This is a genomic window from Acidithiobacillus ferrooxidans ATCC 23270 (genome assembly GCF_000021485.1).
Lineage (GTDB): Bacteria > Pseudomonadota > Gammaproteobacteria > Acidithiobacillales > Acidithiobacillaceae > Acidithiobacillus > Acidithiobacillus ferrooxidans.
Genome location: NC_011761.1, coordinates 629,962 through 653,046 on the forward strand (window position 1 = coordinate 629,962; position 23,085 = coordinate 653,046).

The 23,085-nt window shown below is 61.2% G+C and carries 27 protein-coding genes; 23 read left to right on the forward strand and 4 right to left on the reverse strand.

The window, feature by feature from the left end; translation table 11 throughout:
• The first annotated feature begins 38 nt into the window (after window positions 1-38).
• The 21 genes from AFE_RS03315 to AFE_RS03415 all read left to right on the forward strand — a co-directional run bounded on the left by AFE_RS03315 (window position 39) and on the right by AFE_RS03415 (window position 17,980).
• Window positions 39-1,001 (forward strand): NADH-quinone oxidoreductase subunit B family protein, encoded by a 963-nt coding sequence (locus AFE_RS03315; protein ID WP_012536297.1) that lies wholly within the window; start codon window positions 39-41, stop codon window positions 999-1,001.
• Window positions 1,002-1,051: 50 nt separating this feature from the next.
• A complete protein-coding gene (locus AFE_RS03320) occupies window positions 1,052-2,650 on the forward strand; it encodes a nickel-dependent hydrogenase large subunit (RefSeq protein WP_012536298.1) in 1,599 nt (532 codons plus the stop codon).
• 89 nt (window positions 2,651-2,739) lie between these two features.
• On the forward strand, window positions 2,740-3,060 hold the full coding sequence (locus AFE_RS03325; protein WP_009564318.1) for a hypothetical protein: 321 nt from the start codon (window positions 2,740-2,742) through the stop codon (window positions 3,058-3,060).
• Between the two features lie 27 nt (window positions 3,061-3,087).
• Window positions 3,088-3,411: a hypothetical protein gene (locus AFE_RS03330; RefSeq protein WP_230959333.1), complete on the forward strand. Its 324-nt coding sequence runs from the start codon at window positions 3,088-3,090 to the stop codon at window positions 3,409-3,411.
• A gap of 2 nt (window positions 3,412-3,413) precedes the next feature.
• Entirely contained in the window at window positions 3,414-3,887 is a 474-nt protein-coding gene (locus AFE_RS03335; RefSeq protein ID WP_012536299.1) for a hydrogenase maturation protease, read from the forward strand.
• Window positions 3,884-4,213, forward strand: coding sequence for a hypothetical protein (locus AFE_RS03340; protein WP_009560810.1), 330 nt, complete (start codon window positions 3,884-3,886; stop codon window positions 4,211-4,213). The genes AFE_RS03335 and AFE_RS03340 overlap by 4 nt, the downstream gene beginning before the upstream one ends.
• Window positions 4,214-4,311: 98 nt before the next feature.
• Window positions 4,312-5,292, forward strand: coding sequence for a hypothetical protein (locus AFE_RS03345; RefSeq protein WP_012536300.1), 981 nt, complete (start codon window positions 4,312-4,314; stop codon window positions 5,290-5,292).
• Window positions 5,293-5,316: 24 nt separating this feature from the next.
• Complete coding sequence (locus AFE_RS03350) at window positions 5,317-5,544, forward strand: hypothetical protein (protein WP_009560836.1); 228 nt, start codon at window positions 5,317-5,319, stop codon at window positions 5,542-5,544.
• Between the two features lie 28 nt (window positions 5,545-5,572).
• Window positions 5,573-5,797: a hypothetical protein gene (locus AFE_RS03355; RefSeq protein ID WP_009560835.1), complete on the forward strand. Its 225-nt coding sequence runs from the start codon at window positions 5,573-5,575 to the stop codon at window positions 5,795-5,797.
• Window position 5,798: 1 nt separating this feature from the next.
• Entirely contained in the window at window positions 5,799-6,704 is a 906-nt protein-coding gene (locus AFE_RS03360) for a NifU family protein (protein WP_012536301.1), read from the forward strand.
• Window positions 6,697-7,893: an NHL repeat-containing protein gene (locus tag AFE_RS03365; protein WP_012536302.1), complete on the forward strand. Its 1,197-nt coding sequence runs from the start codon at window positions 6,697-6,699 to the stop codon at window positions 7,891-7,893. Before AFE_RS03360 ends, AFE_RS03365 begins: the two co-directional genes overlap by 8 nt.
• Complete coding sequence (gene hypF, locus AFE_RS03370) at window positions 7,890-10,301, forward strand: carbamoyltransferase HypF (protein WP_012536303.1); 2,412 nt, start codon at window positions 7,890-7,892, stop codon at window positions 10,299-10,301. Before AFE_RS03365 ends, hypF begins: the two co-directional genes overlap by 4 nt.
• Window positions 10,292-10,585: a HypC/HybG/HupF family hydrogenase formation chaperone gene (locus AFE_RS03375; RefSeq protein WP_009566904.1), complete on the forward strand. Its 294-nt coding sequence runs from the start codon at window positions 10,292-10,294 to the stop codon at window positions 10,583-10,585. Before hypF ends, AFE_RS03375 begins: the two co-directional genes overlap by 10 nt.
• Before the next feature lie 15 nt (window positions 10,586-10,600).
• The gene (locus tag AFE_RS03380) at window positions 10,601-11,299 is read left to right on the forward strand and encodes a D-sedoheptulose-7-phosphate isomerase (protein ID WP_012536304.1); all 699 of its coding nucleotides are present in this window, start codon (window positions 10,601-10,603) and stop codon (window positions 11,297-11,299) included.
• Window positions 11,283-12,428 carry a hydrogenase formation protein HypD gene (gene hypD / locus AFE_RS03385; RefSeq protein WP_009564855.1) on the forward strand — a complete coding sequence of 382 codons (1,146 nt, stop codon included), beginning with the start codon at window positions 11,283-11,285 and terminating at the stop codon, window positions 12,426-12,428. Before AFE_RS03380 ends, hypD begins: the two co-directional genes overlap by 17 nt.
• Window positions 12,428-13,486, forward strand: coding sequence for a hydrogenase expression/formation protein HypE (gene hypE, locus AFE_RS03390; protein ID WP_012536305.1), 1,059 nt, complete (start codon window positions 12,428-12,430; stop codon window positions 13,484-13,486). The genes hypD and hypE overlap by 1 nt, the downstream gene beginning before the upstream one ends.
• A gap of 13 nt (window positions 13,487-13,499) precedes the next feature.
• Window positions 13,500-13,829 (forward strand): hydrogenase maturation nickel metallochaperone HypA/HybF, encoded by a 330-nt coding sequence (locus tag AFE_RS03395; RefSeq protein WP_012536306.1) that lies wholly within the window; start codon window positions 13,500-13,502, stop codon window positions 13,827-13,829.
• A gap of 84 nt (window positions 13,830-13,913) precedes the next feature.
• Window positions 13,914-14,747 (forward strand): hydrogenase nickel incorporation protein HypB, encoded by an 834-nt coding sequence (gene hypB, locus AFE_RS03400; protein WP_229129766.1) that lies wholly within the window; start codon window positions 13,914-13,916, stop codon window positions 14,745-14,747.
• A gap of 25 nt (window positions 14,748-14,772) precedes the next feature.
• Window positions 14,773-16,182 carry an APC family permease gene (locus tag AFE_RS03405; protein ID WP_012536307.1) on the forward strand — a complete coding sequence of 470 codons (1,410 nt, stop codon included), beginning with the start codon at window positions 14,773-14,775 and terminating at the stop codon, window positions 16,180-16,182.
• A 64-nt stretch (window positions 16,183-16,246) separates the two neighbouring features.
• A complete protein-coding gene (locus AFE_RS03410) occupies window positions 16,247-17,497 on the forward strand; it encodes an NAD(P)/FAD-dependent oxidoreductase (RefSeq protein WP_012606628.1) in 1,251 nt (416 codons plus the stop codon).
• Window positions 17,498-17,581: 84 nt separating this feature from the next.
• On the forward strand, window positions 17,582-17,980 hold the full coding sequence (locus AFE_RS03415) for a group III truncated hemoglobin (protein ID WP_009567574.1): 399 nt from the start codon (window positions 17,582-17,584) through the stop codon (window positions 17,978-17,980).
• A gap of 14 nt (window positions 17,981-17,994) precedes the next feature.
• Here the strand turns inward: AFE_RS03415 and ilvA are convergent, their stop codons facing one another.
• The 4 genes from ilvA to AFE_RS15485 are packed head-to-tail and all read right to left on the reverse strand — an operon-like array spanning window position 17,995 to window position 21,051.
• The gene (gene ilvA / locus AFE_RS03420; protein WP_012536309.1) at window positions 17,995-19,515 is read right to left on the reverse strand and encodes a threonine ammonia-lyase, biosynthetic; all 1,521 of its coding nucleotides are present in this window, start codon (window positions 19,513-19,515) and stop codon (window positions 17,995-17,997) included.
• The gene (locus AFE_RS03425) at window positions 19,512-19,883 is read right to left on the reverse strand and encodes a winged helix-turn-helix domain-containing protein (protein ID WP_009567572.1); all 372 of its coding nucleotides are present in this window, start codon (window positions 19,881-19,883) and stop codon (window positions 19,512-19,514) included. Before AFE_RS03425 ends, ilvA begins: the two co-directional genes overlap by 4 nt.
• Window positions 19,880-20,845, reverse strand: coding sequence for a YheT family hydrolase (locus tag AFE_RS03430; RefSeq protein WP_012536310.1), 966 nt, complete (start codon window positions 20,843-20,845; stop codon window positions 19,880-19,882). Before AFE_RS03430 ends, AFE_RS03425 begins: the two co-directional genes overlap by 4 nt.
• On the reverse strand, window positions 20,842-21,051 hold the full coding sequence (locus AFE_RS15485; RefSeq protein ID WP_012536311.1) for a (2Fe-2S)-binding protein: 210 nt from the start codon (window positions 21,049-21,051) through the stop codon (window positions 20,842-20,844). Before AFE_RS15485 ends, AFE_RS03430 begins: the two co-directional genes overlap by 4 nt.
• A gap of 345 nt (window positions 21,052-21,396) precedes the next feature.
• Here AFE_RS15485 and AFE_RS03440 point away from each other — a divergent pair, with 345 nt between their 5' ends.
• The gene (locus tag AFE_RS03440; RefSeq protein WP_009562842.1) at window positions 21,397-22,173 is read left to right on the forward strand and encodes a GNAT family N-acetyltransferase; all 777 of its coding nucleotides are present in this window, start codon (window positions 21,397-21,399) and stop codon (window positions 22,171-22,173) included.
• The gene (locus AFE_RS03445) at window positions 22,170-23,072 is read left to right on the forward strand and encodes a lysophospholipid acyltransferase family protein (protein WP_012536312.1); all 903 of its coding nucleotides are present in this window, start codon (window positions 22,170-22,172) and stop codon (window positions 23,070-23,072) included. The genes AFE_RS03440 and AFE_RS03445 overlap by 4 nt, the downstream gene beginning before the upstream one ends.
• Window positions 23,073-23,085: the final 13 nt, after the last annotated feature.

Here is a 23,085-nt window from a genome sequence, read left to right on the forward strand (position 1 = left end):
GTGGTACCCATATGACCATTTTAGAGGAGGTCACGACGATGGCGAACGTGCTTTGGCTCCAGGGAGGAGCCTGTTCTGGAAATACCATGTCTTTTCTCAATGCGGAGGAGCCGAGCGCCTGCGATCTGGTGACGGATTTTGGTATCAACGTGCTCTGGCAGCCCTCTCTCGGGATGGACATGGGGGACAATGTTCAGAAGTTGCTTCGGGATTGTGTGTCTGGGGCAATTCCCCTGGATATATTCGTTTTCGAGGGTACCGTGGTCAACGCCCCCAATGGTACGGGTACCTGGAATCGCTTTGCCGGTCGTCCGATGAAAGACTGGGTGAAGGAGTTATCAGGTGCAGCCCAGTTCGTGGTGGCGTTGGGAGATTGCGCGACATGGGGAGGCATCCCGGCGACCGCCCCGAACCCCAGTGATTCCAAGGGACTTCAGTTCCTCAAAAAGCAGCATGGCGGTTTCCTGGGGGCGGGCTTCAAGAGCAAGGCCGGGCTTCCTGTCATCAATATCCCCGGTTGTCCCGCCCATCCGGACTGGGTCACCCAAGTACTGGTGGCGGTGGCGACAGGCCGCGCCGGAGAACTGGAACTGGATGATCTGCAGCGTCCAAAGACGTTTTTCAAGAGCTTCACCCAGACGGGATGTACCCGCAACATGCACTTTGCCTACAAGGTTTCCGCCACGGAATTCGGGCAGCGAAAGGGCTGTCTCTTTTATGACCTGGGCTGCCGTGGCCCGATGACCCATTCGCCCTGTAACCGCATCCTGTGGAACCGGCAGTCGTCCAAAACCCGGGCGGGGATGCCCTGTCTGGGTTGTACCGAACCGGAGTTCCCCTTCTTCGATCTGGCGCCGGGCAGTGTGTTCAAAACCCAGACCATGATGGGGGTGCCGAAAGACCTGCCAGAGGGTGTGGACAAATCCGCTTATATCAAACTTACGGCAGCCGCCAAGAGTGCTTCGCCGGCCTGGGCCGAAAAAGACATCTTCGTGGTCTGAGGCGCTGAGCGACCCATTTCTGTTTATTGCATATTCGAGGAGATATTGACATGGCAACAGCCGTACAGACACTGGATATCAGCCCGGTTGGTCGGGTTGAGGGGGATCTGGATGTACGCGTGGACATTCGGGACGGCGTGGTGGTCGAAGCCTACACGCAAGCTGAATTGTTCCGTGGCTTCGAGGTCATTTTAAGAGACAAGGATCCGCAGGCGGGGCTGGTGGTAACGCCGCGTGCCTGTGGTATTTGCGGCGCTTCGCACCTGACCTGTGCCGCCTGGGCGCTGGACACGGCTTGGCAGACGGAAGTCCCGCGCAACGCCATCCTGGCCAGAAACATCGGTCAGCTTGTGGAAAGCCTGCAAAGCATGCCGCGTCATCATTATGGATTGTTCATGATCGATATGGTGAATGAGAACTATCGGCACGGTAAGTTCTACGATGAGGCGGTCAGGCGTTACGCCCCATTTACGGGCACCAATTACGAAATCGGCGTGACGATTTCCGGCAAGCCTGTAGAAATCTATGCCCTCTTCGGCGGGCAGTGGCCGCATTCCAGCTACATGGTTCCCGGCGGCGTCATGTGCGCGCCCACCCTGTCCGACGTTACACGTTCCTGGTCCATATTGGAGTATTTCCGTACCAACTGGCTGGAACCGGTATGGCTGGGGTGTTCGATGGAGCGTTATGAGCAGATCAAGTCCTATGATGATTTCATGGCGTGGCTGAACGAGCGTCCGGAACACGCCGATTCCGACCTGGGGATGTATTATCGGATCAGCGAGGATGTCGGGCTGATGAAGTTTGGCGGGGGGTTGGGCAAGTACGTCTCGTGGGGCTATATTCCCCATGAGGATCGTTACCAGCATCCGACCATCGACACGCGGCAGCAGTCCGTCGTCATGAAGGGGGGCGTCTACGATGCGAAGGCCGACAAGTTTCATCCCATGAACCAGTCCTTCACCCGTGAATCGACGACCCACGGCTGGTACGATGAGGGAAGCAATCCCGTCCATCCCTTCAACCGGACCACGAGGCCGATGCAGTCCAACGATCGGGACTTCAGTGGGGCCTACACCTGGTGTACCGAAGTCGCCCACGAGCAGTTGGGGCGCATGGAAGCCGGTCCCCTATCCCGGCAACTGATCGCCGGCGGCGACCACGGCGAATCCTGGCAACATTCCGACCCCTTCATTCTGGACGTCTACAAGAAAATGGGGCCCAGTCTGTGGTTGCGGCATTTCGCGCGGATGCACGAGGTGGTGAAGGTTTATCGCCAGATCGAACATTGTCTGCGTGAGTTCCGCCTGAATGAGCCATTCTATATCAAGCCCCGCGAGCGGGATGGACAGGGGTGGGGTGCCACGGAGGCCATGCGCGGCGCCCTGGCGCACTGGATCGAGGTGAAGGGTGGCAAGATCAGCAATTACCAGATCATCGCTCCCACCACCTGGAATGTGGGCCCCCATGATGCGCAGGGCGGCCGTGGTCCCATCGAAGAGGCTTTGGTTGGCACGCCTATCACGAATCCGGCGGATCCGGTGGAGGTCGGGCATGTGGCCCGTTCGTTCGATTCCTGTCTGGTCTGCACGGTGCATGCCCATGATGCCAAGTCCGGAAAGGAGCTCGCACGTTTCCGCACTGCCTGAGCCGTATGGTCTAAAAAGGGTCGGATACCGGACTGCGGTGTCCGGCCCCCAAAAATTCAGCCGCTTGAATCGGGAAAGGCAGGGTCATCATGAATCACATGGCACAGGAAGAGGACGCATTACGGGCACAAATCGCCAGCATGCTCAAAGCGGGACTGAAGACAGAGATCACCCCATTTCCCGAAGACAGTAATGCTTTCGCGCAACTATTGCAGCGTATCCGCGAAGAGGCGGGGTCGGATCTGGAGAAAAAACTGGTGATTGGCGGTTTTACGGATTATCCCATGGGAGAAGATCAGCAGCGTTGCCAGGAGTGCATGTATTATCTCAACCACCGCCGCTGGTGTGACCTGCCGGAACTGGACGTTCCGGTAGAGCCGGACTGGTGGTGCCGCCTGTGGCGCATCTAGGCAAGGGGGTATCTGGATATGCAAACCATGGAAGAATTCCCGGAGGACGCGCTGATACGTGCGCAACTGGAAAAATTGCTGCTCGCTGGCCTGCGTACCGAAGCGGAACCGCGTGCGTACGATCTGGAGATGCAACAATCGGTGCTGACGCGTTTGCAGAATGTACCGGCGGAAGAGATCGCCAAACGTGTCGGGATAGCCGGATTCACGCTGCATCCTTATGCAGCCGAGGGTATTGAGCAAGCGTGCGAAACGTGTATGTATTTCCTTTCGCACCGGCAGTTCTGCGCGCTTCCTGAATTGATGTTACCGGTCAGGCCCGACTGGTCCTGTCGGTTGTGGCGAATTTAGTCATGCGCGTGGTGGTGGGATGCGGCAACTTGTACCGACGCGATGACGGGGTCGGTATCACGGTTATTCAGCGGTTGCGGGGCGCGCTGGATCCCCTGTCCGCAGATATCGCCCTCCATGATGCGGGCACATCCGGCATGGACGTGATTTTCAAGGCCCGCGATTGTCGGCAGCTCATCATTGTGGATGCATGCCGGACGGGTAGCGATCCGGGATCGGTGTTCAGGTTGCCTGGCAGTGAGCTGGAATTGCCCCATACCCCTACCCTCACATTGCACGACTTTCGCTGGGAACATGCGCTTTATGCCGGAAAACGCCTGTTTGGAGAGCGATTCCCCGAGCGGGTGACCGTCTTTCTGGTGGAAGGCACCGATTTCGGTTTCGGCGACGGGCTCACTCCACCGGTGGAGGGGGCGATCCCCGCAGTATTGGCCCAGGTGAAAGCGGCGTTGGCCGAGGCGGAAGCGACCCCATGACTGACAGGGTCGTAAATCTCCTGTTGAAAGACGGGTACCTATTTATTCCCGCGCCCGCCTATCGCGGTACCATGGCCGGTCTCCTGGCGGTTGCCGTGCTCTGGCGATCGCCATGTTTGCATTTGATCCCATTGCATCCTGGTACCGTCGGCGGCTTTTTGCTGAAGCAGCGCAACCTTGCCGGTGACCGCGTGGTCGATCTCCGCCTCTTCCTGCGGGATCATGAACTGGCGGAGAACTTCGAGGGGGTTCTTTCCTTTCTGTGGATGCCGGAACAGGGAGCGTGGCAGACGAGACAGCTATGCCCGGAATCGCTTGATAAGTAACTTATCATATATGTAATTATTCTTGACAGATCCATTTCCTGCGCTACACTGAGATTGCAAATAAACATTACATTTCGTGTTTCATTCGGGGGTCTTTCATGTCCGGGACTTTGGCAGAAACGGAATACCAGGTCGCCTTGAGAACCGCCCGGGATGACACCATTCCGGCCGGCGAACGTGCGGAAATGCTCATGGAGATCGCCCTGGGTCTGCAACGGCGCCCGCGCCGACCGGAGGACCTCGAACAGGTCAACCACCTATACAAAGAAGGTTTACAGGTCTGCCCGGATGAGGACACCCTGCTACGTGCGCGGCTCCTGGCCGGACAGGCGACCGCCTTGCTGGCGACGCCCGGCGATACCGGGGTGCTCGAAGAGGCTGTCGCTTGCCTGCGCGGTGCGTTGCCAGTGCTGCAGACCCTGGGAAACGCCGAAGAGGCTGCCGAAGCCGAGATGAACGAGGGACTGGCCTTACAGGGGCTCGCCGTGGCGGGGAAGGCGCCGTTCCCGGATGCCGTACGGAAGTACCACAGCGCCTTGCGGGTTTTTACCGCGGATAAATTCCCGCGTGAATACGCGATCCTCCACAACAATCTGGCCACCGCCTATCTGTCCATGACCATGGGTGATGAGACTTCCAGAATGCGTGAGGCCCTGGCCGTGCAATCCTACGAGTCCGCGTTGCGTGCCATCACCCTCGATGCACATCCGGCGGAGTACGCCATGCTGCAAAACAACCTCGGTAATGCTCTGCAGTACAGCAGCAGCGCGCATCCGGTCGAAAATAATCTGCGTGCTCTGGAAGCCTATCGGGAGGCGTTGCGGGTGCGGACTCCCAAAGAGCGGCCGGGCGAATATGCAAACACCATCAGCAATATGGCCAATGCGCTGCGGAACCTGCCCGACGACCCGGAAAACCCGGAACTGGGCAACGTCCGGAATCTGGGTGAGGCGGTCAGACTGTATGAAACCGCGGAAAAGATCTTCACGGAAACGGGAGAACTGGATAAATCAGCACTGGTCCGCGTGGCCCTGGACGAAACCCTGGCACTGGTACGCGAACAGGGATCTGTACATTAACTGGAAAAATATCGGAGAGCACCTATGTCGGCACTGGACGCATTCGACGGTCAGCATATACAGGCGATCGCCATTTTATGGATTTTGCTGGGTGGATTGGTCGGGGTGTTGGCGGGAGCCGTGTCGGGGGCGCTGATCTGTGGCAAAAAGCTGGGCGATAACAAGCTGGCGGCGATGATGGGGGGCATGTACGGAGCGATGCCTGTCATTCCCGGGCTGGTCCTGGGCACGATCATCCTTGTACTGATCTGAAGCCAGGGTATACCAACAGGAGGATGTTATGTGGGACATGATATGGAACTCGGCGGGATTGTTCCTGCGCGGAAAGCTTTTCAGGGATACCCGATTGGTCCTGATGCTGCTGACGGCCAACAGTCTCCTGGCTGCCGTGGTCGTCGTTGCCGGACATTTCGCCGGCATTCCGTATCTGGTGGATTGTCTGGTTGCCGGCGCCCTGTGTGGCGCCCTGCAGCCCTTCCTTTTCGTGAATTTGAAGTACGCATGACATGGCTACGTCACCCGTGCCGGATGACATTGGACGCAGGGAAGCAGATACCCTGACGGAAGATATCGCCAGATTGGGCAGCCTCGAAAAAATCGTGCAGGGATGGGATGAAACGCAGCAAAGAACGGTGCTGGCACTGCGCGATGGCTGGGAGGCGATGTATAGAGAATGCCTGCGGCGTCTTATCCGTACCGTACAGAGTGCTCCGCAGGGTGCCACCGGCTTGCGGGAAGCCGCCGCGGATCCGTACGTCTACGCGGTGTTGCGGACGCTGGGTCTGGTTCGGCCCTCCCTACAGGAACGTATCGAAGCCGCGCTGGACAGCGTGCGGCCGGGGCTGGAAGGACATGGCGGCAATGTCGAGCTGGTCGAGCTGCGTCTACCCGATACCGTGATTTTGCGCCTGCTGGGGTCTTGTCACGGTTGCCCGTCTTCCTCGCTGACCTTGTCGGATGGGGTGGAGAAAGCGATTCGCGATGCCTGCCCGGAAATACGCCATATTGAAACGGCGGGTCGGCAGTACGCCGCCACCGCGCTGACCGGGGAAGGGTCTGAACAGCGTATCAGCCCCTTCGCCATTGGCGGGCGTCATCCCTGGCTGCCGGCCATGCGGCTGGAGGATCTGCCGCGAAATAGCCTGCTCGCCCGGGAAGTGCTTTCCGATGCCCTGCTGTTCTGGCGCGATCCGGATGGAGATGTGCACTGTTACCGCAATGCCTGCGCCCATCTGGGTATGCCCCTCGAAGAGGGGAAAGTGGATCCGGCCGGGGTTCTGACCTGTCCGCATCACGGATTCCAGTTTGCGTTGGAGAGCGGGGAATGTCTGACGATACCCGAGGTCCAGTTGGAGCCCTGGGCGGTGCGGGTGGTCGACGGCGAGATCCAGGTGAGGAAGGATCATGACTGAATATACCCATCCCCTGAGTGCCGCTATCCGGAACCGGCCAGCCGCCATCCCTTCGGAGCAGTTGCTGGTTGGGGCGGGGGCAAGGGTCATCCTGGGGGAGCAGGTACGGCCCAGGGGGGTCGTCGTACCTGTCGTTCCTTCCGCGCAGACGCTTTTCGGCCCGCGTGGTGCCAGCCTCATGGCTGACGGATCCCTTTGGGTGGCTGATACCGGCCATCATCGCTTGCTGGGGTGGCCCACGCTACCCGAAGCCGATGGCCAACCTGCCACCTGGCTCATTGGTCAGCCAGATTTTGAACGGGACGGGGGGCGCAACGCCCACGGCCCTGTCGGCGCGGCATCACTGAATGTTCCCACCGGGATCTGTCCGGTTGGCAATGGGATGGCGGTGGCGGACGTCTGGAACCATCGGGTGCTGATCTGGTATGAAGTACCTCATGAAAGCCATGTTCCGGCGGATCTGGTTCTCGGCCAAACCGATTTTGTGTCGGCGGAAATCAATCGCGGTGCGCCCCAACCATCCGCGTCCACCTTATACTGGCCTTATGGGGTCTTTTGGGATGGTGCCCGGCTCTATGTCGCGGATTCGGGTAACCGCCGCGTCCTCTGGTGGGAGGGCATTCCCACGGAAAAAGGACAACCCGCGGACGGGGTCCTGGGCCAGGCGGATTTTCATTGCCGGGACGAGAACGGAGGTCACGAAGCCGACGCCATGAGCATGCGCTGGCCCCATGCGGTAACCCATTTCTGGGATTGGCTGGTCGTGGGGGATGCGGGGAACAACCGGGTGCTGCTCTGGCGTGGGGCGCCACAGCGCAATGGTCAGGCGGCCGATATGGTTCTCGGACAGCCTGATTTTGCTCAGAACGCCCACAATCGCGGTAATTATTTCCCCAATGCGGCCTGCTTCAATATGCCCTATGGGGTGACCGCCACGGGAAACTGGCTGATCGTGGCGGATACGGCCAACAGCCGGCTGCTGGGCTGGCAGGCGGACGATCTATTGACGGGCGCTTCGGCACGCACCCTCGCCGGTCAGGATGGTTTCCAGCACAAGGGGGACAACCGCTGGGGCGTGGTGGGGCGCAATACGCTGTGCTGGCCTTATGGGATTTCTGCTGCGGGAAGGAGCGTGATCATCGCCGACTCGGGTAACAACCGCGTGCTGCTTTGGGACAGGCGGCCATGAATTCCCCCGCGGACCGGGTCGCAACCCTGGGCGAGGAAGTCCGGGTGCGCGGACTGGTTCAGGGCGTTGGGTTCCGTCCTGCGGTTTGGCGCATTGCCCGCGACTGCGGGTTGTCGGGCGATGTGTGCAACGATGGAGAAGGGGTGCTGATCCGGATCTGGGGGCCTGCAACGGAGCGGGATCGATTTTTGACCCGCCTGCGCGACGAACACCCCCCCCTCGCGCGCATTGACGAGGTGGTCCGCGGATCTTTGCGCGAAGACCCTCCTGAGGGACCTTTCGGGATCAGTACCAGCCGCTCCGGGCACGTACATACGGGAGCGGTGCCGGACGCCGCTACCTGTCCCGCCTGCCTGGGGGAGATTTTCGACCCCTTCCATCGGCGTTATCGTTACCCTTTCACCAATTGCACGCACTGTGGTCCGCGTTTTTCGATCCTCGAAGACATCCCCTATGACCGCGCCCATACCTCCATGGGCGTCTTTCCGCTCTGCAGGGATTGCCGTGCCGAATACGAAAATCCGGAAGACCGGCGCTTCCACGCGCAACCGGTGGCCTGCCATGCCTGCGGCCCGAAGGCCCGGCTCGTCCGGCTCGATGGCCACGCGGTCAGTGCCGACCGGTATACCCAACTGGACGCGGTGGACGCGGCGACCAACCTCCTCAAGTGTGGGGAAATCGTGCTCATCAAAGGGCTCGGCGGTTTTCATCTCGCCTGCGATGCCACGAATGACCGTGCGGTGTCCGGCTTGCGCCTGCGCAAACACCGTCCCCATAAGCCCCTGGCGTTGATGGCCAGGGATCTGGAGGTCGTGCGTCGCTATGCGCACGTGAGCCGCGCAGAGGAGAAGTTGCTGCAGTCTCATCAGGCGCCCATCGTGCTGCTGAACCGTCTGGACAACGACTCCCTGGCGCCCGGCATTGCGCCGGGGATGCGGCGGCTCGGGTTTATGCTGCCTTATACCCCCCTGCACCATCTCCTGATGCGCCGGATGGACCGACCGATCGTCCTGACGAGCGGCAATCTCTCGGATGCTCCACAGGTCACTGACGACGCGGCCGCCGTCCGGGCGCTGCGGGGAGTGACCGACTGGATGCTGACCCATGACCGGGCGATCATCAACCGCGTCGATGATTCTGTGGTGCAGATGGCGGGAGACGACACCATGATTCTGCGCCGGGGGCGTGGCTACGCGCCGGAGTCGTTGCCGCTGCCCGCGGGTTTCGGAGCGTCGCCGGACCTGCTGGCGCTGGGTGGGGAGCTCAAGAACACCTTCTGTCTGATCAAGGACGGACAAGCCATCCTTTCCCAGCACATGGGCGATCTCGAACAGGCCGCGGTCTGGGACGACACTGTCCGGAATCTCGCCCTCTACGCCCGGCTCTTCCAGCATGTGCCCAAGGCCGTCGTGGTGGACCGCCATCCCGAATATCTGTCGCGCAAGTGGGGGGTGGAGATGGCGGAGGAGGGCGATCTCCCCCTGATTTCCGTGCAACACCATCACGCCCATATTGCCGCGGTCATGGCGGAACATGGCCTGCCGCTGGAACATCCGCCGGTCATCGCCCTGGCTCTGGACGGTATGGGTCTGGGCGATGGGGGCGCTTGGTGGGGTTGTGAGTGCTTGCAGGTGAGTTACCGCGAAGTTCGCCACCTGGGTGGGTTGCGCCCTTCCGCCCTGCCGGGGGGTGGTCTCGCGATGCGTGAACCGTGGCGCAACGCCTTTGTACAGCTTGCGGACGCCTTCGGCTGGTCCGTGGCACGCCAACGATTCGCCGATCTGGCCATCGTGGAATACCTTGTCGAAAAGCCGGTCGCACAGTTGTTGCACATGCGGGACAGGAATATCTGCACGCCGCTCTGCAGTTCTGCCGGGCGGCTGTTTGACGCCGTCAGCGCGGTCTGTGGCCTGTGCATGGACCGGGTGAGTCATGAAGGGCAGGCGGCCATGCTGCTGGAGGCATGCGTCGATCCGTCTATCATGGGGGACGCCTCGGAGCCGGGCTATCCTTTCGGCATCGCCGAAAGCGAAAAGGGCTTCATTCAAATGGATCCGCGAACCCTGTGGCAGCCTCTGCTGGGCGATCTCCAGGGCGGGGTTCCGGTGGCGACCGTTGCCGCGCGCTTCCACAAAGGCTTCGCCGCCGGCTTGGCGCAGTTGCTCAGGGAGGCCCTGGGTGCTACGCCCTGGACGTCCACCGTCGCTTTATCCGGGGGTGTTTTTCAGAATCTGACCCTGCTGCGGGCAACCCGGGAGGCTCTGGAATCCCAGGGGCTGGAGGTTCTCATTCCGCATCTGATCCCCGCCAATGACGGCGGCCTGGCTTTTGGGCAGGCTGTGGTGGCGGCCGCTCAAATCGTCGCTGGTCAACATCCTATTGCAGGAGGGCATGAGCCATGTGTCTAGGTATTCCGGGTCAGATCACGAGAATCATCAGTGCGCGTGAACGAAGAGCGGAGGTGGCAATCAACGGGGTACGGCGGGAGGTCAATATCGCCTGCATTACCGATGCGGGGCACCCCGCGGAGTCCTGTGTCGGTGACTGGGTGCTGGTGCATGTGGGTTTTGCCATGAGCCGCATCAGCGCGGAGGAGGCAGCCCTGACGCTGGATGTGCTGACGCAACTGGGTGAAGCTCAACTGGAAATGGATCGTATGCGGGAGTCCGCGCCAACAGGTCCCATGGCGTAATCGCCAGGAGGTGCAATGATGGATCCTCTGCAGGAGCTCTATCCTTTTCTGCACGGTCAAGCCAAAAATCCGCAGCGGGAAAAGATGGCGCTGCTGGAGTCTGTGCGGCAGAAATCCGCCGAAAGCCGGAACGTCAAGGCGCAGTTTTTTGCCGCGCATGCGGAGGCGCTGGTTTCCATGGCGGCGGCCCTGGCTGCGGTTTATCAGAGAGGCGGCATGCTCTACACCATGGGTAACGGCGGCTCCTCCTGTGATGCGGACCACTTGGCGGTGGAGTTCATGCATCCCGTTACCACGGGCCGCCCGGCCCTGGCGGCGCACAGTCTGGTGAGTGACCGGGCCATGCTGACCGCTGTCGGTAATGACGTGGGTTTTCAGCATGTGTTTTTACGGCAACTGACGGCCCTGGCAAGATCGGGGGATGCGCTGTTCGGCTTTTCGACCAGTGGCAACTCCGCCAATCTCATGGCCGCCTACCGGAAGGCCCGGGAAACCGGCATGGTGACCTTCGGCCTTGCCGGCATGCAGGGGGGTGAGATGCAGGCAAGCGGCTTGGTGGACCACCTCTTGGTGGTGGCGACGGACAGCATCCACCGTATCCAGGAATGCCACGTCACGACCTTTCACATACTCTGGGACCTGGTGCATACCATCCTGGCAGACCGGCGCGGAGACTTGCGGGCGGAGGTAACCGAAGATGCGTTACGTGGATGAGTTCCGGGATCCCGAAAAGGCCCGCTATCTGGTCAAGGATATTCAAAGGCTGGCGGCGCTGATCCCGGCCACCGCGAACCGGCCGTTACAACTCATGGAGTTTTGCGGTGGCCACACCCATACCATTTTCAAATACGGTATCGAGCAGATGCTGCCGCCCTCCGTGGAGCTGGTGCATGGGCCGGGTTGTCCGGTCTGCGTGCTGCCCATGGGCCGGGTGGATGATTGCGTGACCATTGCCGAGTATCCGGAGGTGATATTCACCACCTTCGGCGACGCCATGCGGGTTCCCGGCTCGCGCAAGAGCCTGCTGCAGGCCAAGGCCACGGGCGCTGATGTGCGGATGGTCTATTCGCCGCTGGATGCGCTGGCCATCGCCAGAGATAACCCGGACCGGGAAGTGGTGTTTTTCGGTCTCGGTTTTGAAACGACCATGCCGGCGACGGCGCTGACCATTCTCGCCGCAGAACGCCAGCGGGTGGCCAATTTTTCCGTATTCTGCAATCACATCACGACGCTGCCCACCATCAAGGCCATTCTCGACTCCTCCGATATGGAGCTGGACGGTTTCCTGGGCCCCGGCCATGTCAGCATGGTGATCGGTACCCATCCCTATCACTTTATCGCCGGGCATTACCACAAACCCGTGGTGATCGCAGGGTTCGAGCCTCTGGACATCCTGCAGTCCCTGTGGATGCTGCTGAAACAACTGGCCGAGCGGCGCTGCGCGGTGGAAAACCAGTACGCGCGGATCGTTCCCGAAGCCGGCAACACCCAGGCACTCGACGCCGTCCAGCAAGTGTTCGAGATCCGCGAGTACTTCGAGTGGCGGGGGCTCGGCTCCATCGACCACTCCGGCGTGAGGATCCGCAATCGCTTTGCCGCCTTCGACGCCGAGCGCCGCTTTACCGTACCCAATCTGTCCATTGCCGACCCCAAGGCGTGTCAGTGCGGAGAGGTGCTCAAAGGGGTCATAAGGCCTTGGGAATGCAAGGTCTTTGGCGTCGCATGCACCCCGGAAACCCCGCTGGGCTCCTTGATGGTTTCTTCGGAAGGGGCATGTGCCGCCTACTTCAATTATGGAAAGATGCCGGGAGAGGTTCCCGCTACGGCAGAGGAGGTGTCCTGATGGCTGCAAATCCGCAACCGCGCGTCAAAAGACCCCATGGTGATGTGGTCAATCTTTCCCATGGCAGTGGTGGCAAGGCCATGCGGGATCTGATCGAAGGATTGATTCTGCCCGCCCTGGGTGCCTCCAGTGCCACGCCGCTGGAGGATCAGGCCCGCATCGATGTACCGGAAGTCCTTGGGAACGGTGGCCGGATCGCCTTCACCACGGATTCCTACGTCGTCGATCCCCTCAGCTTTCCGGGCGGCGACATCGGCACGCTGGCCATCAATGGTACCGTAAACGATCTGGCGGTGGGCGGCGCACGGCCCATCGTGCTGAGTTGCTCCCTGATCCTGGAAGAGGGTCTGCCCTTCACCATTCTGGAGAAGATGATGTGCAGCATGGCGCGGGCGGCACAGGCGGCGCGGGTCAGGATCGTCACGGGGGACACCAAAGTGGTGCCCCGGGGCAGCGCGGACAAGCTGTTCATCAACACCGCCGGCATCGGAATCATCCCGAAGGGCGTCCATCTGGAGATCGCCCGGATCCGACCGGGTGACCAACTGCTGTTGAATGGCCACTTGGGGGATCATGGCGCCGCCATTTTGAAGGCGCGCGGCGATCTGGCCCTGGACGCGGATGTGGAGAGCGATTGCCAGCCCCTGCACGGGATTATCGCCGCACTGCTGGCGGCGGCGCCGGGCACCCGATGCATCCGCGACGTGACCCGCGGCGGGCTGGCCACGGTGCTCAACGAATTTGCCGGAGGGGCTGGCGTGGGTATGCGCATCGTGGAGGATAGCATTCCCGTCCGCCCCGTGGTCAGAGGCATCTGCGAAGTGCTCGGCCTGGATCCCCTCTATCTGGCCAACGAAGGCAAACTCCTTGCGGTGGTGCCAAAGGAAGAGGCCGGGGCTGCCCTGGAGGCGCTGCGCTCCTGCCCGGAAGGCACCTACGCCGGGATGATCGGCGAGGTGCTCGCGGGGCCTCCCGGAAGGGTCGTGCTGAGCAGCCATTTCGGCGGTGAACGCATCGTCGATATGCTGGTGGGCGAACAGTTGCCGCGAATCTGTTAGACGAGGAACGGCGATGCACGAACTCGGAATCACCCGCAACATTGTCTCCATCTGCAGCGAGCAGGCCCGTGGTCGTAAGGTGGTCCGGGTGCGGCTGGAAGTGGGGTTGTTATCGGGGGTGGTTCCGGACTCCATCCGCTTTTGCTTCGACGTGTGCAGTCAGGGCACGCCGCTGGAGGGCGCGGATCTGGAAGTGCTGGAGATTCCCGGTGAGGGTGAATGCCGGTCCTGTGGCAAACGTGTCCCTCTCCGGCAGGTATTCGGGCATTGTCCGTGTGGTGCGGGCGACCTGATCTGTGTGGCCGGCAAGGAACTCAACATCAAGGATATGGAGGTGCAGTGATGTGTAAGACCTGTGGATGTTCCGATGGAGCACAAACGCGGATAACGCACCTGAGTGTTGCCGGGGGGTGCGGCTCCGGATACCTTGGAATCATCGCACAACGTGCCGGGACATACCCATGAACACCGGCACGGAGATGAAGCGGTGCATGACCATGCTGCGCATTCGCATGCCCACGGCGGTGCGGGCTTCCATCTCCACCCCCATCCCCATGTACCGGCGGACGGGGATGCCCACCTGGTATCTCTGGAGGCGCGGATTCTGGACAAAAATGACCGCCTTGCGGAACGCAATCGCGGCTGGCTGGCAGGACGGGGCGTGTTTTCCCTGAATCTCATGAGTTCACCCGGCGCCGGGAAGACGACCCTGCTGGAAAAAACCCTGGCAGAACTGGCGGGCGAGTTCCCCCTGGCGGTAGTGGAGGGCGATCAGGAAACCACCCACGATGCGGAACGCATACGCCAGGCGGGTTGCAACGTGGTGCAGATCAATACCGGTCAGGGCTGTCATCTGGAGGCGGATATGGTGGCGCAGGGACTGCAGGAGATCGACCCGGCCGCCGGTTCCGTCGTCTTCATCGAGAACGTGGGAAACCTGGTGTGCCCGGCCCTCTTTGATCTCGGTGAAGCGGCACGGGTGGTCATTCTGGCGGTCACCGAGGGCGAAGACAAGCCGGCAAAGTACCCCCACATGTTTCACGGCGCGGACCTGATCCTGATCAACAAGATCGATCTGCTGCCCTACCTTTCCTTCGACCTGGAACGTTGCCTCGGTTACTTGCACGAAGTCGCGCATCATGCCGAGGTGTTGCAGATCTCCGCCGCCACGGGAGCGGGGTTGGAGCCATGGTTTGCCTGGTTGCGCGCGCATCGTAACAGGGCGTTGTCGGAGGCCGGAAAAGTGTTGGCCGGTTCCTGAGTTACCTTGTGCCCAGGAGGCGGTCATGTCCGCGGAGAGCCGTCAGACGCTGCACAAGACATTTCAGCTCGTTGATTTGTCCAGTCTGTCCATCTCCAGCGTGGGTCCCATCTTCAGCGTGGCGGCGGCGGGGTCGGCCATGGTCCAGGCAGCAGGAGCAGAGGTGCCCCTGGCGATCGTGCTGATCGCCATTCCCTTCATCCTGTGTTCCTGGATATTTCTGTCGCTGAATCAGCATTTTCCCAACGCCGGTGCCTCCTATCACTGGTCCCGGCGGATAATGGGCATCGATTACTCGAATTTTCAGGCATGGATCGTGATCATGGCCTATTTCTGGTCGATCCCGCCGATCCTGATCCCGGCGGCGCGGTTCACTCTGGAGGCGCTGGGAGTACCGCACCCCGGCGCCGGATTGCAGATCGTGGTGGCCACGTTCTGGGCACTGTTCGCGGCGGGTGTTTTGTTGCTCGGGGCGCGCATCACCGCCAGGGTCACCCAGATATTTCTGCTCATCGAAATCGTATCCGTCGCCTTCATGGCCATTGTCGGCTATTCCCATTGGGGGCCGCCGGCAGTGGGGGCGGGCTCATTTTCCCTCAGCCATGTTCACTGGGCCGGCGTCATCGTCTGCATGGTGGTGGCCGCCACCATCGTGGACGGCTGGGAAATCGACTCCTACGCCTCGGAAGAATCCAGAAAACCGCGCGTCACCCCGGGATGGGGAGGAATCATCGGGGCCGTGAGCGTCGTGCTCTACTACCTGCTGATCTGGCCCCTGCTCCTGCATCAGGTGCCCCTCGACCAGTTGCAAAACACCAGTGATACCCTGAGTCTCTGGGCGGCGACGGTATCCCCGCAACTGCTCCCGTGGATGCGCATAGCGATTATCGCGTCCACCGCCGGTGGCCTCTGGCTCACCACCTTCATCCTGTCTCGCGCCCTTTTCGCCATGTCCCGGGATAGGGTGATGCCGGGGTGGCTGGGCCGACTGAATCGTGGACACGTACCGTACTGGTCCGTCATCCTGCCGATCCTGCTGGCCATGGCGGTTGTCCTCATGCAGGTTTTCTTCCCCAGTATGCGGGACCTCTTCAACCTGGTGCTGAGCGCGGCGGGGTTCTTTCTGGTGGCGGAGTTCTTATTGGATGGGGTCAACATGATGCGTTTTTTATTGCTTCAGCACCGCTCCATCCGGCACCATTTCAGGGCGCATCATCATGCGGGTCTCCTGCTCGGATCGTTGGTCGTGATCATCAGCCTTTCCGCCGTGGAGGTGCTGTTCTTCATCTATGGCCCGAAATATATTGCGGCCGGCATCGATCAGACCGTTGGGGTGTTTTTGCTGTTGGGTATCCTTTATGTGTTCTGGCTGCGCTGGCGGAAGGCGGGGCAAGGCATTTACGTCTTCGATGAGCTGGAGTTGCAGGAAGATTGACCAGGACTGCGGCCTCTGCTATATCGGGCGGACCCTAACCTTCTCGACTTTCCGCGGGGTTCTTATGGCAGCACATGGCGACGTGGTGGTTCTGGGAGCAGGCATCGTCGGGGTTTCCATTGCCCTGCAGCTGCAGTTACGGGGCCGTCCCACCATTCTTCTGGACCAGCAAGGGGCCGGGGAGGGGACATCCTTCGGCAATGCCGGCCTGATTCAGCGCGAGGCGGTCATGCCGCACCCCTTCCCCCGTGCCCTGGCGACGTTGCTCAGCTATGCCCGCAATCAGTCGACCGAGGCCTACTACCGGGGGACGATGCTGCCGCGTCTGGCGATTCCCTTCCTGCAGTACTGGTATAACTCCCGTGAAGACCGTCACCGGACGATCGCCCGGCATTATGCGGCATTGATCGCGCACTGCCTGGATGACCATCTGGCTCTGGCCGGCGCGGCGGGGGCGGTCGATCTGCTCCGTCCCGGTGGCTGGTTGCAGGTGCATGAAAAGGCAGAATCTCTGGATCATGCCCTGAAAGAAGCGGCATATAAGGCCGGGAATTTCGAGGTGGCTTACGACGCACTCGACGGCGCGCAGGTGGCGGCGATGGAGTGCAGTCTGCGCCCCGGGCTGGCCGGTGGTATCCACTGGACCCAGCCGCTGGCCGTTGTCGATCCCCACGCGCTCACTCGCGCGTACCTGAACTATTTTACCCGGATGGGCGGCGAGTTTCGCACCAGCGCCGTGCGGAGCGTAGAGCGCAGTTCGACGGGGTGGCGCGTCGCTACGGTGCATGAACCGGTCGACGCCATAGAGGTGGTAGTGGCCTTGGGCGCCTGGTCGCCGGATGTGACCAAACCTCTGGGTTACCACCCGCCGCTCTTTGTAAAAAGGGGCTATCACATGCACTACGCCCACCCGGAGGCCACACCACTCGGTCACCCGGTGCTCGATGCCGATCAGGGTTATATGCTGGTGCCCATGCAGCGTGGTATCCGGCTGACGACCGGTGCGGAGTTTGCGCATCGGGACGCCCCGCCTTCCGCTATTCCGCTTACTCGGGCGGAGGCGCAGGCACGGCGGTTATTGCCTGCCCTCGGCAGACGTCTGGACGCCGACCCCTGGATGGGGGTGCGCCCCTGCACCCCCGACATGCTGCCGATCATTGGTCGGGCGCCGGGGCATCCGGGTATGTGGTATGCCTTCGGACATTGTCACCAGGGTCTGACCCTGGGGCCGACCACCGGGCGTTTGCTGGCCGAGATGATGTTGGGTGAAACGCCGTTTACGGATCCCGCTCCCTACCGCCCCGAGCGGTTCTGAACGTCGGATTTTCGGATATTGACCCGCAGTTGCTCCATCAGCAATACTGCATATTTTCACAGTCTGCGGACACCGGAGCCGATCATGGAGCAGGTAAGCCCTCCCAAACGCCGCCTCGAACCCCTTTGCGAAAAGATTACGCTGCCGGTGATCCGTGCCGTGGTGGATGATTTCTACAATCGCATCCAGCATCACCCGACCTTGGCGGAGCCTTTCTCCATCGTCCAGGACTGGGAGTTGCACAAGGATCGTCTCGTTCACTACTGGTGGACCGTGTCTGGCGGACTTCCCTACAAAGACTACCGCTATGCGCTGGGCGACAAGCATGCTCCGCTCGGAATAACCCATTCGCTGGTGGACGACTGGCTCGCGCTTTTTCACGAAACCATGCTGGACCACATGGATGCCGATATGGCCCGTCGCTGGCACGGTATGGCCGCTGGTATTGGCGAGTCTCTGCGCCTGATGTTCGCCCCGCGCTGAGAGGCGAACACGGGTCAGTGCTGACCATGATCCAGAAAGAACCGGTAGGCCGGGTTGGCGGTTTCCGCCACATGCGGGTAATCGAGCCGGGCCAGCAGTGATTCGAATCGTGCCATCTCGCTGTCCGGCACCTCAAAGCCCGCCAGCACCCGGCCCAGGTCGACGCCATTATTGCGATAGTGGAAGAGACTGATATTCCAGTGCCCGCCCAGTTTGTCGAGAAACTCCATCAGCGCGCCTGGTCGTTCCGGAAACTCAAAACGGTAAATCCGCTCGTTCTGCGCGGCCGCCGCATGCCCGCCCACCATATGGCGGATGTGCAGTTTGGCCATTTCGTCGTCACTCAGGTCCAGCGCTTCGTGACCCGTGACTCGTAAGCTCTCCAGCAACGCACTGGCGTCTTCCCGGTCGCGGATGGCCACTCCGACGAAAATATGCGCCCGATCCCGGTGGTGCAGGCGGTAATTGAATTCCGTCACGACTCGCTGACCAATCGCCGCGCAGAAGGCGCGAAAGGCCCCCGGTCGCTCCGGGATGGTGACCGCAAACAGCGCCTCGCGCGCCTCGCCCAGTTCCGCCCGCTCGGCGATGAAGCGCAGGCGGTCAAAGTTCATATTGGCGCCGGAGAGGAGGGCAACCCAGGCCCCGCCCCGACCGGGGTCGGTTGCCGCCATCCGCTTGAGACCCGCCAAGGCCAGCGCGCCCGCCGGCTCCATGACGGAACGGGTTTCGTCAAACACATCCTTGATGGCCGCACAGATCTCGTCATTAGTCACCCGCACGATCTCATCCACATATTTGCGGCAGAGGGCAAAGGTGTGTTCTCCCACCTGGCGCACCGCCACGCCATCGGCGAAAATACCGACCTGGGGCAGTGTAACGCGTTCCCCCGCCTGCAAAGACTGGTACATGGCGTCGGCCTCAAAGGGCTCTACGCCGATGATGCGAATCTCGGGCACAATGGATTTCAGGTAAGCCGCCACCCCGGCAATGAGGCCGCCGCCGCCCACCGGAACAAAAATCGCCTCCAGGCCGGCGCCCCGCTGACGGAGTATCTCTGCGCCTATGGTCCCCTGTCCCGCAATCACCAGCGGATCGTCAAAGGGCGGAATGAAGACCAGGCCCGACTCGGCGATCAGGGCGTCGCAATGCGCCTGCGCGTCGGAGTAGCTGTCGCCATGAAGAATGACCTCCGCACCCCGCGCTCGTACCGCGTTGACCTTGATCTCCGGAGTGGTGCCGGGCATGACGATCACCGCACGGATGCCCAGCTTCTGGGCGGCATAGGCGACGCCCTGCGCATGATTGCCGGCGCTGGCGGTGATGACACCGCGTGCCTTTTCAGCATCCGAAAGCTGGGCGATCTTGTTGTAGGCGCCGCGCAGTTTGAAGCTGAACACCGGTTGCAGGTCTTCGCGCTTGAACAGCACCTCGCGCTGCAGGCGCGCGCTCAATTTGGGCGCGGCTTCCAGGGGCGTTTCCCGGGCCACATCGTAGACCCTGCTGCACAGCACCTCGCGCAGAAGATTTTTCACGAAGCGTTTTCTTCCGGTTTGTGGAGCTGCATGAGTTTGCGGAATTCGGCGATATCGGGCGCCAGGGTCAGGTTTGCCTTGGCTTCCATGGCCTCGTAACGGGTGAGTATTTCTTCGCCCATTTCGGTCAGATGCGCACCGCCGCCGTGGCTACCCCCGGTGGCGGTACTCACCACCGGTGCCAGAAAACAGTGATTCATGGTGTCCACCAGCAACCAGGCGCGCCGGTAACTCATATTCATCGCTCGCGCCGCCGCAGAGATGGAGCCTTCTTCGCGAATATGGCGAAGCAACTCGGCCTTGCCGGGGCCGATGGCGATGGCTTCCGCCAGCAGGACGCGAAGACGGGGTTGCAGGTGGTCTGTCATGGGATCCTCCTTTCAAAATAGTCCAGCAGCGTGTTTGGCAACCAATGCAGATAACCCGGAAAGGCGCCATCTACAAAGCCAACATGACCGCCTTGCTCGGTGATGCAACGTGTCACGGCCGGGCTTATCTGAACATGGCGCAGGCTGTCGACGGGTACAATAGGGTCATCCGCGCTGTTCAGAAGCAAAGTGGGCACCTGTATCTGCGGCAACAACGGCGCCGCCGAGCCCTCCTCCCAGAGATGCCGGGCGCCCGAGAAACCATGTACTGGCGCCGTGAAATATTCATCGAAATCATACACGCTTTTTGCCGAAAAGACCCGTGGCCAATCCGCCATGTCCGGGTACTTGGCCTCGTAACGGCGGACAGACGCCTTCATTTTCTGGAGAAAATACCGGTTGTAGAAGCGAAGATGACCGGATTGCAGATACTCTGCCGTCGCGACCAGATCAACTGGGGCGCAGACCGCAGCCGCGGATTCCAGATTTTTATGCGCCTCGTCTCCTGCCTCGCCCAGATATTTGAGCAAGGCGTTGCCGCCGAGGGAAACACCGACGGCGTAGCGAGAGCGACGTGGAAACAGTGCAGTCGCGCGCTCCAGCATCCAGCGAATCTCGGCACTATCTCCCGCGTGGTAGCTGCGCGGCAGTAAGTTGTCTATTCCTCCGCAACCGCGGAAATTGATAAAACAGCCTGCCCAGCCCCTCCGCCGCAGGCCTGCCGCGAGGGCGCGGGCATAATGTCCCCGCGAACTACTTGCCAGGCCATGAAAGAGCAGGACCACCGGCGCGGCGGCTGACGCGTCCACCCAGTCTACGGCGACCCGGTCGCCATCGGGCGTTTCCCAGATTTCCCGGCGAAAATCGACAGGATCCGAGCGCGCAAAAAAGGGCGCCCAGATGGTCTGAAAGTCACCACCCCGCGACCACCAGGGCGGATGAAAAGCGCAGAAAGGATTCAATCCTCTAGGTAGGCGTCATGGCTGCGCAAGTAGGCTTCGAGATCGCCGATGCAACTGCCGCAACCAGCGCCACAGCCGGCGTGGACCATCAACAGCTCCATAAAGGGCAGGGGATTGGCGCGCTGGCGCTCAAGTATTTCCTGAAAAGTGGCGGCCGAACAGCAGCAATAGGGGCTGTCATCGACTTCCTCGGGGACGGCGGACATGACGGGACTTTCACCTCTGATACAGCGCAAAAAAGCAAAGGTATACAGTAGCCATTGAGAGCGTGTGGTGCAAGAGGCCCACCACGATCCGTTCTGAAAACACCGTGACCGAAGGCGCGGGGCTGCTATTGTCCCTGTCATGATATAAAATGTCTGTATCGGCGTTGGCGCCCGATGCAACGGCCGCCACAGAGAAGCCAACACCCTTCTGGTGAAGAGGTTCCCAGGTCTTTGAGCGTCAGCGGGTCGTTGTCACAAAAAGTTCATAACAGTGCCGCACTATTGTCATATTTATGAGTCATAATGGGTAGAGATTTGCTATCGTTTTTGCACGGAGAACTCTGCATGCTCAGCACTCAGTCTCACGGCAGTACCAGTCACGCCGCCACCAGGAAAGAGCGCTCATTGCGACTCTATCTGGCGCGTCACCAGGATGACGTAGAAGCGGCGCAACGCCTGCGCTATGACGTGTTCAGCGCCGAGTATGGCGCGCAGCTCAGCGGTCGTCCCGGGCTGGACCAGGATGAATACGATCCATTTTGTGAGCATCTGATCGTCGAAGATGAGGCCCGTCAGGAGGTGGTCGGTACTTATCGGCTCTTTCTTCCCGAGAAGGTCGCCCGGGTGGGCCGCTATTATGCCGAGACCGAGTTTGATCTCTCCCGTCTGCTGACCATGAATGCGCGGATTATGGAGTTGGGACGGTCCTGCGTACATCCCGGATACCGTCAGGGCGCGGTGATCGCGCTGCTCTGGTCGGGGCTCGCCGAGGCAATGACGATGTGGCAGATTGATTATCTCATGGGATGCGCCAGTGTCCACAGCACGGATGGCCAGGCGGTCGGCGCCCTGTATCAGAGTCTCGGCACCCATCTTACGCCACTGGAACAACGCGTATTCCCCTTGCGTTCCCTGCCCCATTTTGACGCGCAGGCGCAGGTCGAACCGGCGCCACTGCCGAGCTTGCTCAAGGGGTATTTGAGGGCCGGGGTGCGCCTCGGTGGTGAGCCCTTCTGGGATCCGCAATTCCATTGCGCGGATTTTTTCGTCTGGTGCGAGTCGACGCTGATCTCCCCACGCTACCAGCAGCGCTTCCTGGAACCGGTGGATGCGCGTAAATGATGCGTCGTAAAAAACCCGCCCCGGTATTGGTGCCATATCCGGGGCGGCGCTGGCGTCGCTCGCGGCCCAAGGCTGTGCGGCGCATCTGGCGGCTGCCGGTGCTGGTATTTTATCTGCTTCTGGCCTTTCCGTTAGCGGTGTGGACCTGCGCCCGAAAGCCCGCACCGGACGCCGGTAGCTATCGGGCTTTTGCTTGGTGGAGTCGGCAGGCCCTGCGCATTTTTGGGATTCATCTTCGTGTGGATGGGGTCATCCCGGAAGTGCCGGTGCTGGTCGCCGCCAATCACGTTTCCTACCTCGACATTCTTGCGCTGGCGACCTTGATTCCCAGCCGTTTCGTAGCGAAGAAGGAAATGCGCGCATGGCCCTTTTTCGGGATTATGGGTGCGTGGTTGGGGACGCTTTTTATCGATCGCAGTGATGCCCGCGCCAGCCAGCGCATCCTGCGTCAGGCGGGTGAGATTCTGGCAGCCGGTACCAGCGTAACCATCTTTCCGGAGGGGACCACGAGCGACGGCAGGGAAGTCGGCGATTTTTTTGCAGCGCCTTTTGAGGCCGCCTGCTGGGCAGGGAGGCCCACCATACCGGTTGCACTGCGTTATGAAGACGTGCTCCGTCCCGGCCAGCCGGACGCACTCTGCCCCTTTGTCGGTGACGACAGCCTATTCGGCCATCTCTGGCGACTGGCGGCGGCCGCACCCCTGACGCTGCGGCTGGAATTCCTGCCCGCACTGGCCCCCGGATTGGGACGCCGCGAGTTGGCGACGACTGCTCGGCAGGCCATCACCGAGGCCCTGCAGCGGATGGAACAGGGGGCGTCTGTCACCTATCTGCGCGACCCCCGCCGTCATTCCCTACGGGGCGCCTGGGTGGCGTGGCGGCGGGGACATGGTGGATGAGGAGATAGCCACA

Bases quoted from the DNA above. Each gene is read 5' to 3' on its own strand.
- AFE_RS03325 (WP_009564318.1), top strand. From the start codon at position 2,740: ATGAATCACATGGCACAGGAAGAGGACGCATTACGGGCACAAATCGCC.
- AFE_RS03410 (WP_012606628.1), top strand. From the start codon at position 16,247: ATGGCAGCACATGGCGACGTGGTGGTTCTGGGAGCAGGCATCGTCGGG.
- AFE_RS03315 (WP_012536297.1), top strand. From the start codon at position 39: ATGGCGAACGTGCTTTGGCTCCAGGGAGGAGCCTGTTCTGGAAATACC.
- hypF (WP_012536303.1), top strand. From the start codon at position 7,890: ATGAATTCCCCCGCGGACCGGGTCGCAACCCTGGGCGAGGAAGTCCGG.
- AFE_RS03405 (WP_012536307.1), top strand. From the start codon at position 14,773: ATGTCCGCGGAGAGCCGTCAGACGCTGCACAAGACATTTCAGCTCGTT.
- AFE_RS03425 (WP_009567572.1), bottom strand. From the start codon at position 19,883: ATGACAGACCACCTGCAACCCCGTCTTCGCGTCCTGCTGGCGGAAGCC.
- AFE_RS15485 (WP_012536311.1), bottom strand. From the start codon at position 21,051: ATGTCCGCCGTCCCCGAGGAAGTCGATGACAGCCCCTATTGCTGCTGT.
- AFE_RS03345 (WP_012536300.1), top strand. From the start codon at position 4,312: ATGTCCGGGACTTTGGCAGAAACGGAATACCAGGTCGCCTTGAGAACC.
- AFE_RS03365 (WP_012536302.1), top strand. From the start codon at position 6,697: ATGACTGAATATACCCATCCCCTGAGTGCCGCTATCCGGAACCGGCCA.
- AFE_RS03335 (WP_012536299.1), top strand. From the start codon at position 3,414: ATGCGCGTGGTGGTGGGATGCGGCAACTTGTACCGACGCGATGACGGG.
- AFE_RS03375 (WP_009566904.1), top strand. From the start codon at position 10,292: ATGTGTCTAGGTATTCCGGGTCAGATCACGAGAATCATCAGTGCGCGT.
- AFE_RS03415 (WP_009567574.1), top strand. From the start codon at position 17,582: ATGGAGCAGGTAAGCCCTCCCAAACGCCGCCTCGAACCCCTTTGCGAA.
- AFE_RS03380 (WP_012536304.1), top strand. From the start codon at position 10,601: ATGATGGATCCTCTGCAGGAGCTCTATCCTTTTCTGCACGGTCAAGCC.
- AFE_RS03340 (WP_009560810.1), top strand. From the start codon at position 3,884: ATGACTGACAGGGTCGTAAATCTCCTGTTGAAAGACGGGTACCTATTT.
- AFE_RS03440 (WP_009562842.1), top strand. From the start codon at position 21,397: ATGCTCAGCACTCAGTCTCACGGCAGTACCAGTCACGCCGCCACCAGG.
- AFE_RS03330 (WP_230959333.1), top strand. From the start codon at position 3,088: ATGGAAGAATTCCCGGAGGACGCGCTGATACGTGCGCAACTGGAAAAA.
- AFE_RS03395 (WP_012536306.1), top strand. From the start codon at position 13,500: ATGCACGAACTCGGAATCACCCGCAACATTGTCTCCATCTGCAGCGAG.
- AFE_RS03445 (WP_012536312.1), top strand. From the start codon at position 22,170: ATGATGCGTCGTAAAAAACCCGCCCCGGTATTGGTGCCATATCCGGGG.
- hypD (WP_009564855.1), top strand. From the start codon at position 11,283: ATGCGTTACGTGGATGAGTTCCGGGATCCCGAAAAGGCCCGCTATCTG.
- AFE_RS03360 (WP_012536301.1), top strand. From the start codon at position 5,799: ATGGCTACGTCACCCGTGCCGGATGACATTGGACGCAGGGAAGCAGAT.
- AFE_RS03355 (WP_009560835.1), top strand. From the start codon at position 5,573: ATGTGGGACATGATATGGAACTCGGCGGGATTGTTCCTGCGCGGAAAG.
- AFE_RS03350 (WP_009560836.1), top strand. From the start codon at position 5,317: ATGTCGGCACTGGACGCATTCGACGGTCAGCATATACAGGCGATCGCC.
- hypE (WP_012536305.1), top strand. From the start codon at position 12,428: ATGGCTGCAAATCCGCAACCGCGCGTCAAAAGACCCCATGGTGATGTG.
- AFE_RS03320 (WP_012536298.1), top strand. From the start codon at position 1,052: ATGGCAACAGCCGTACAGACACTGGATATCAGCCCGGTTGGTCGGGTT.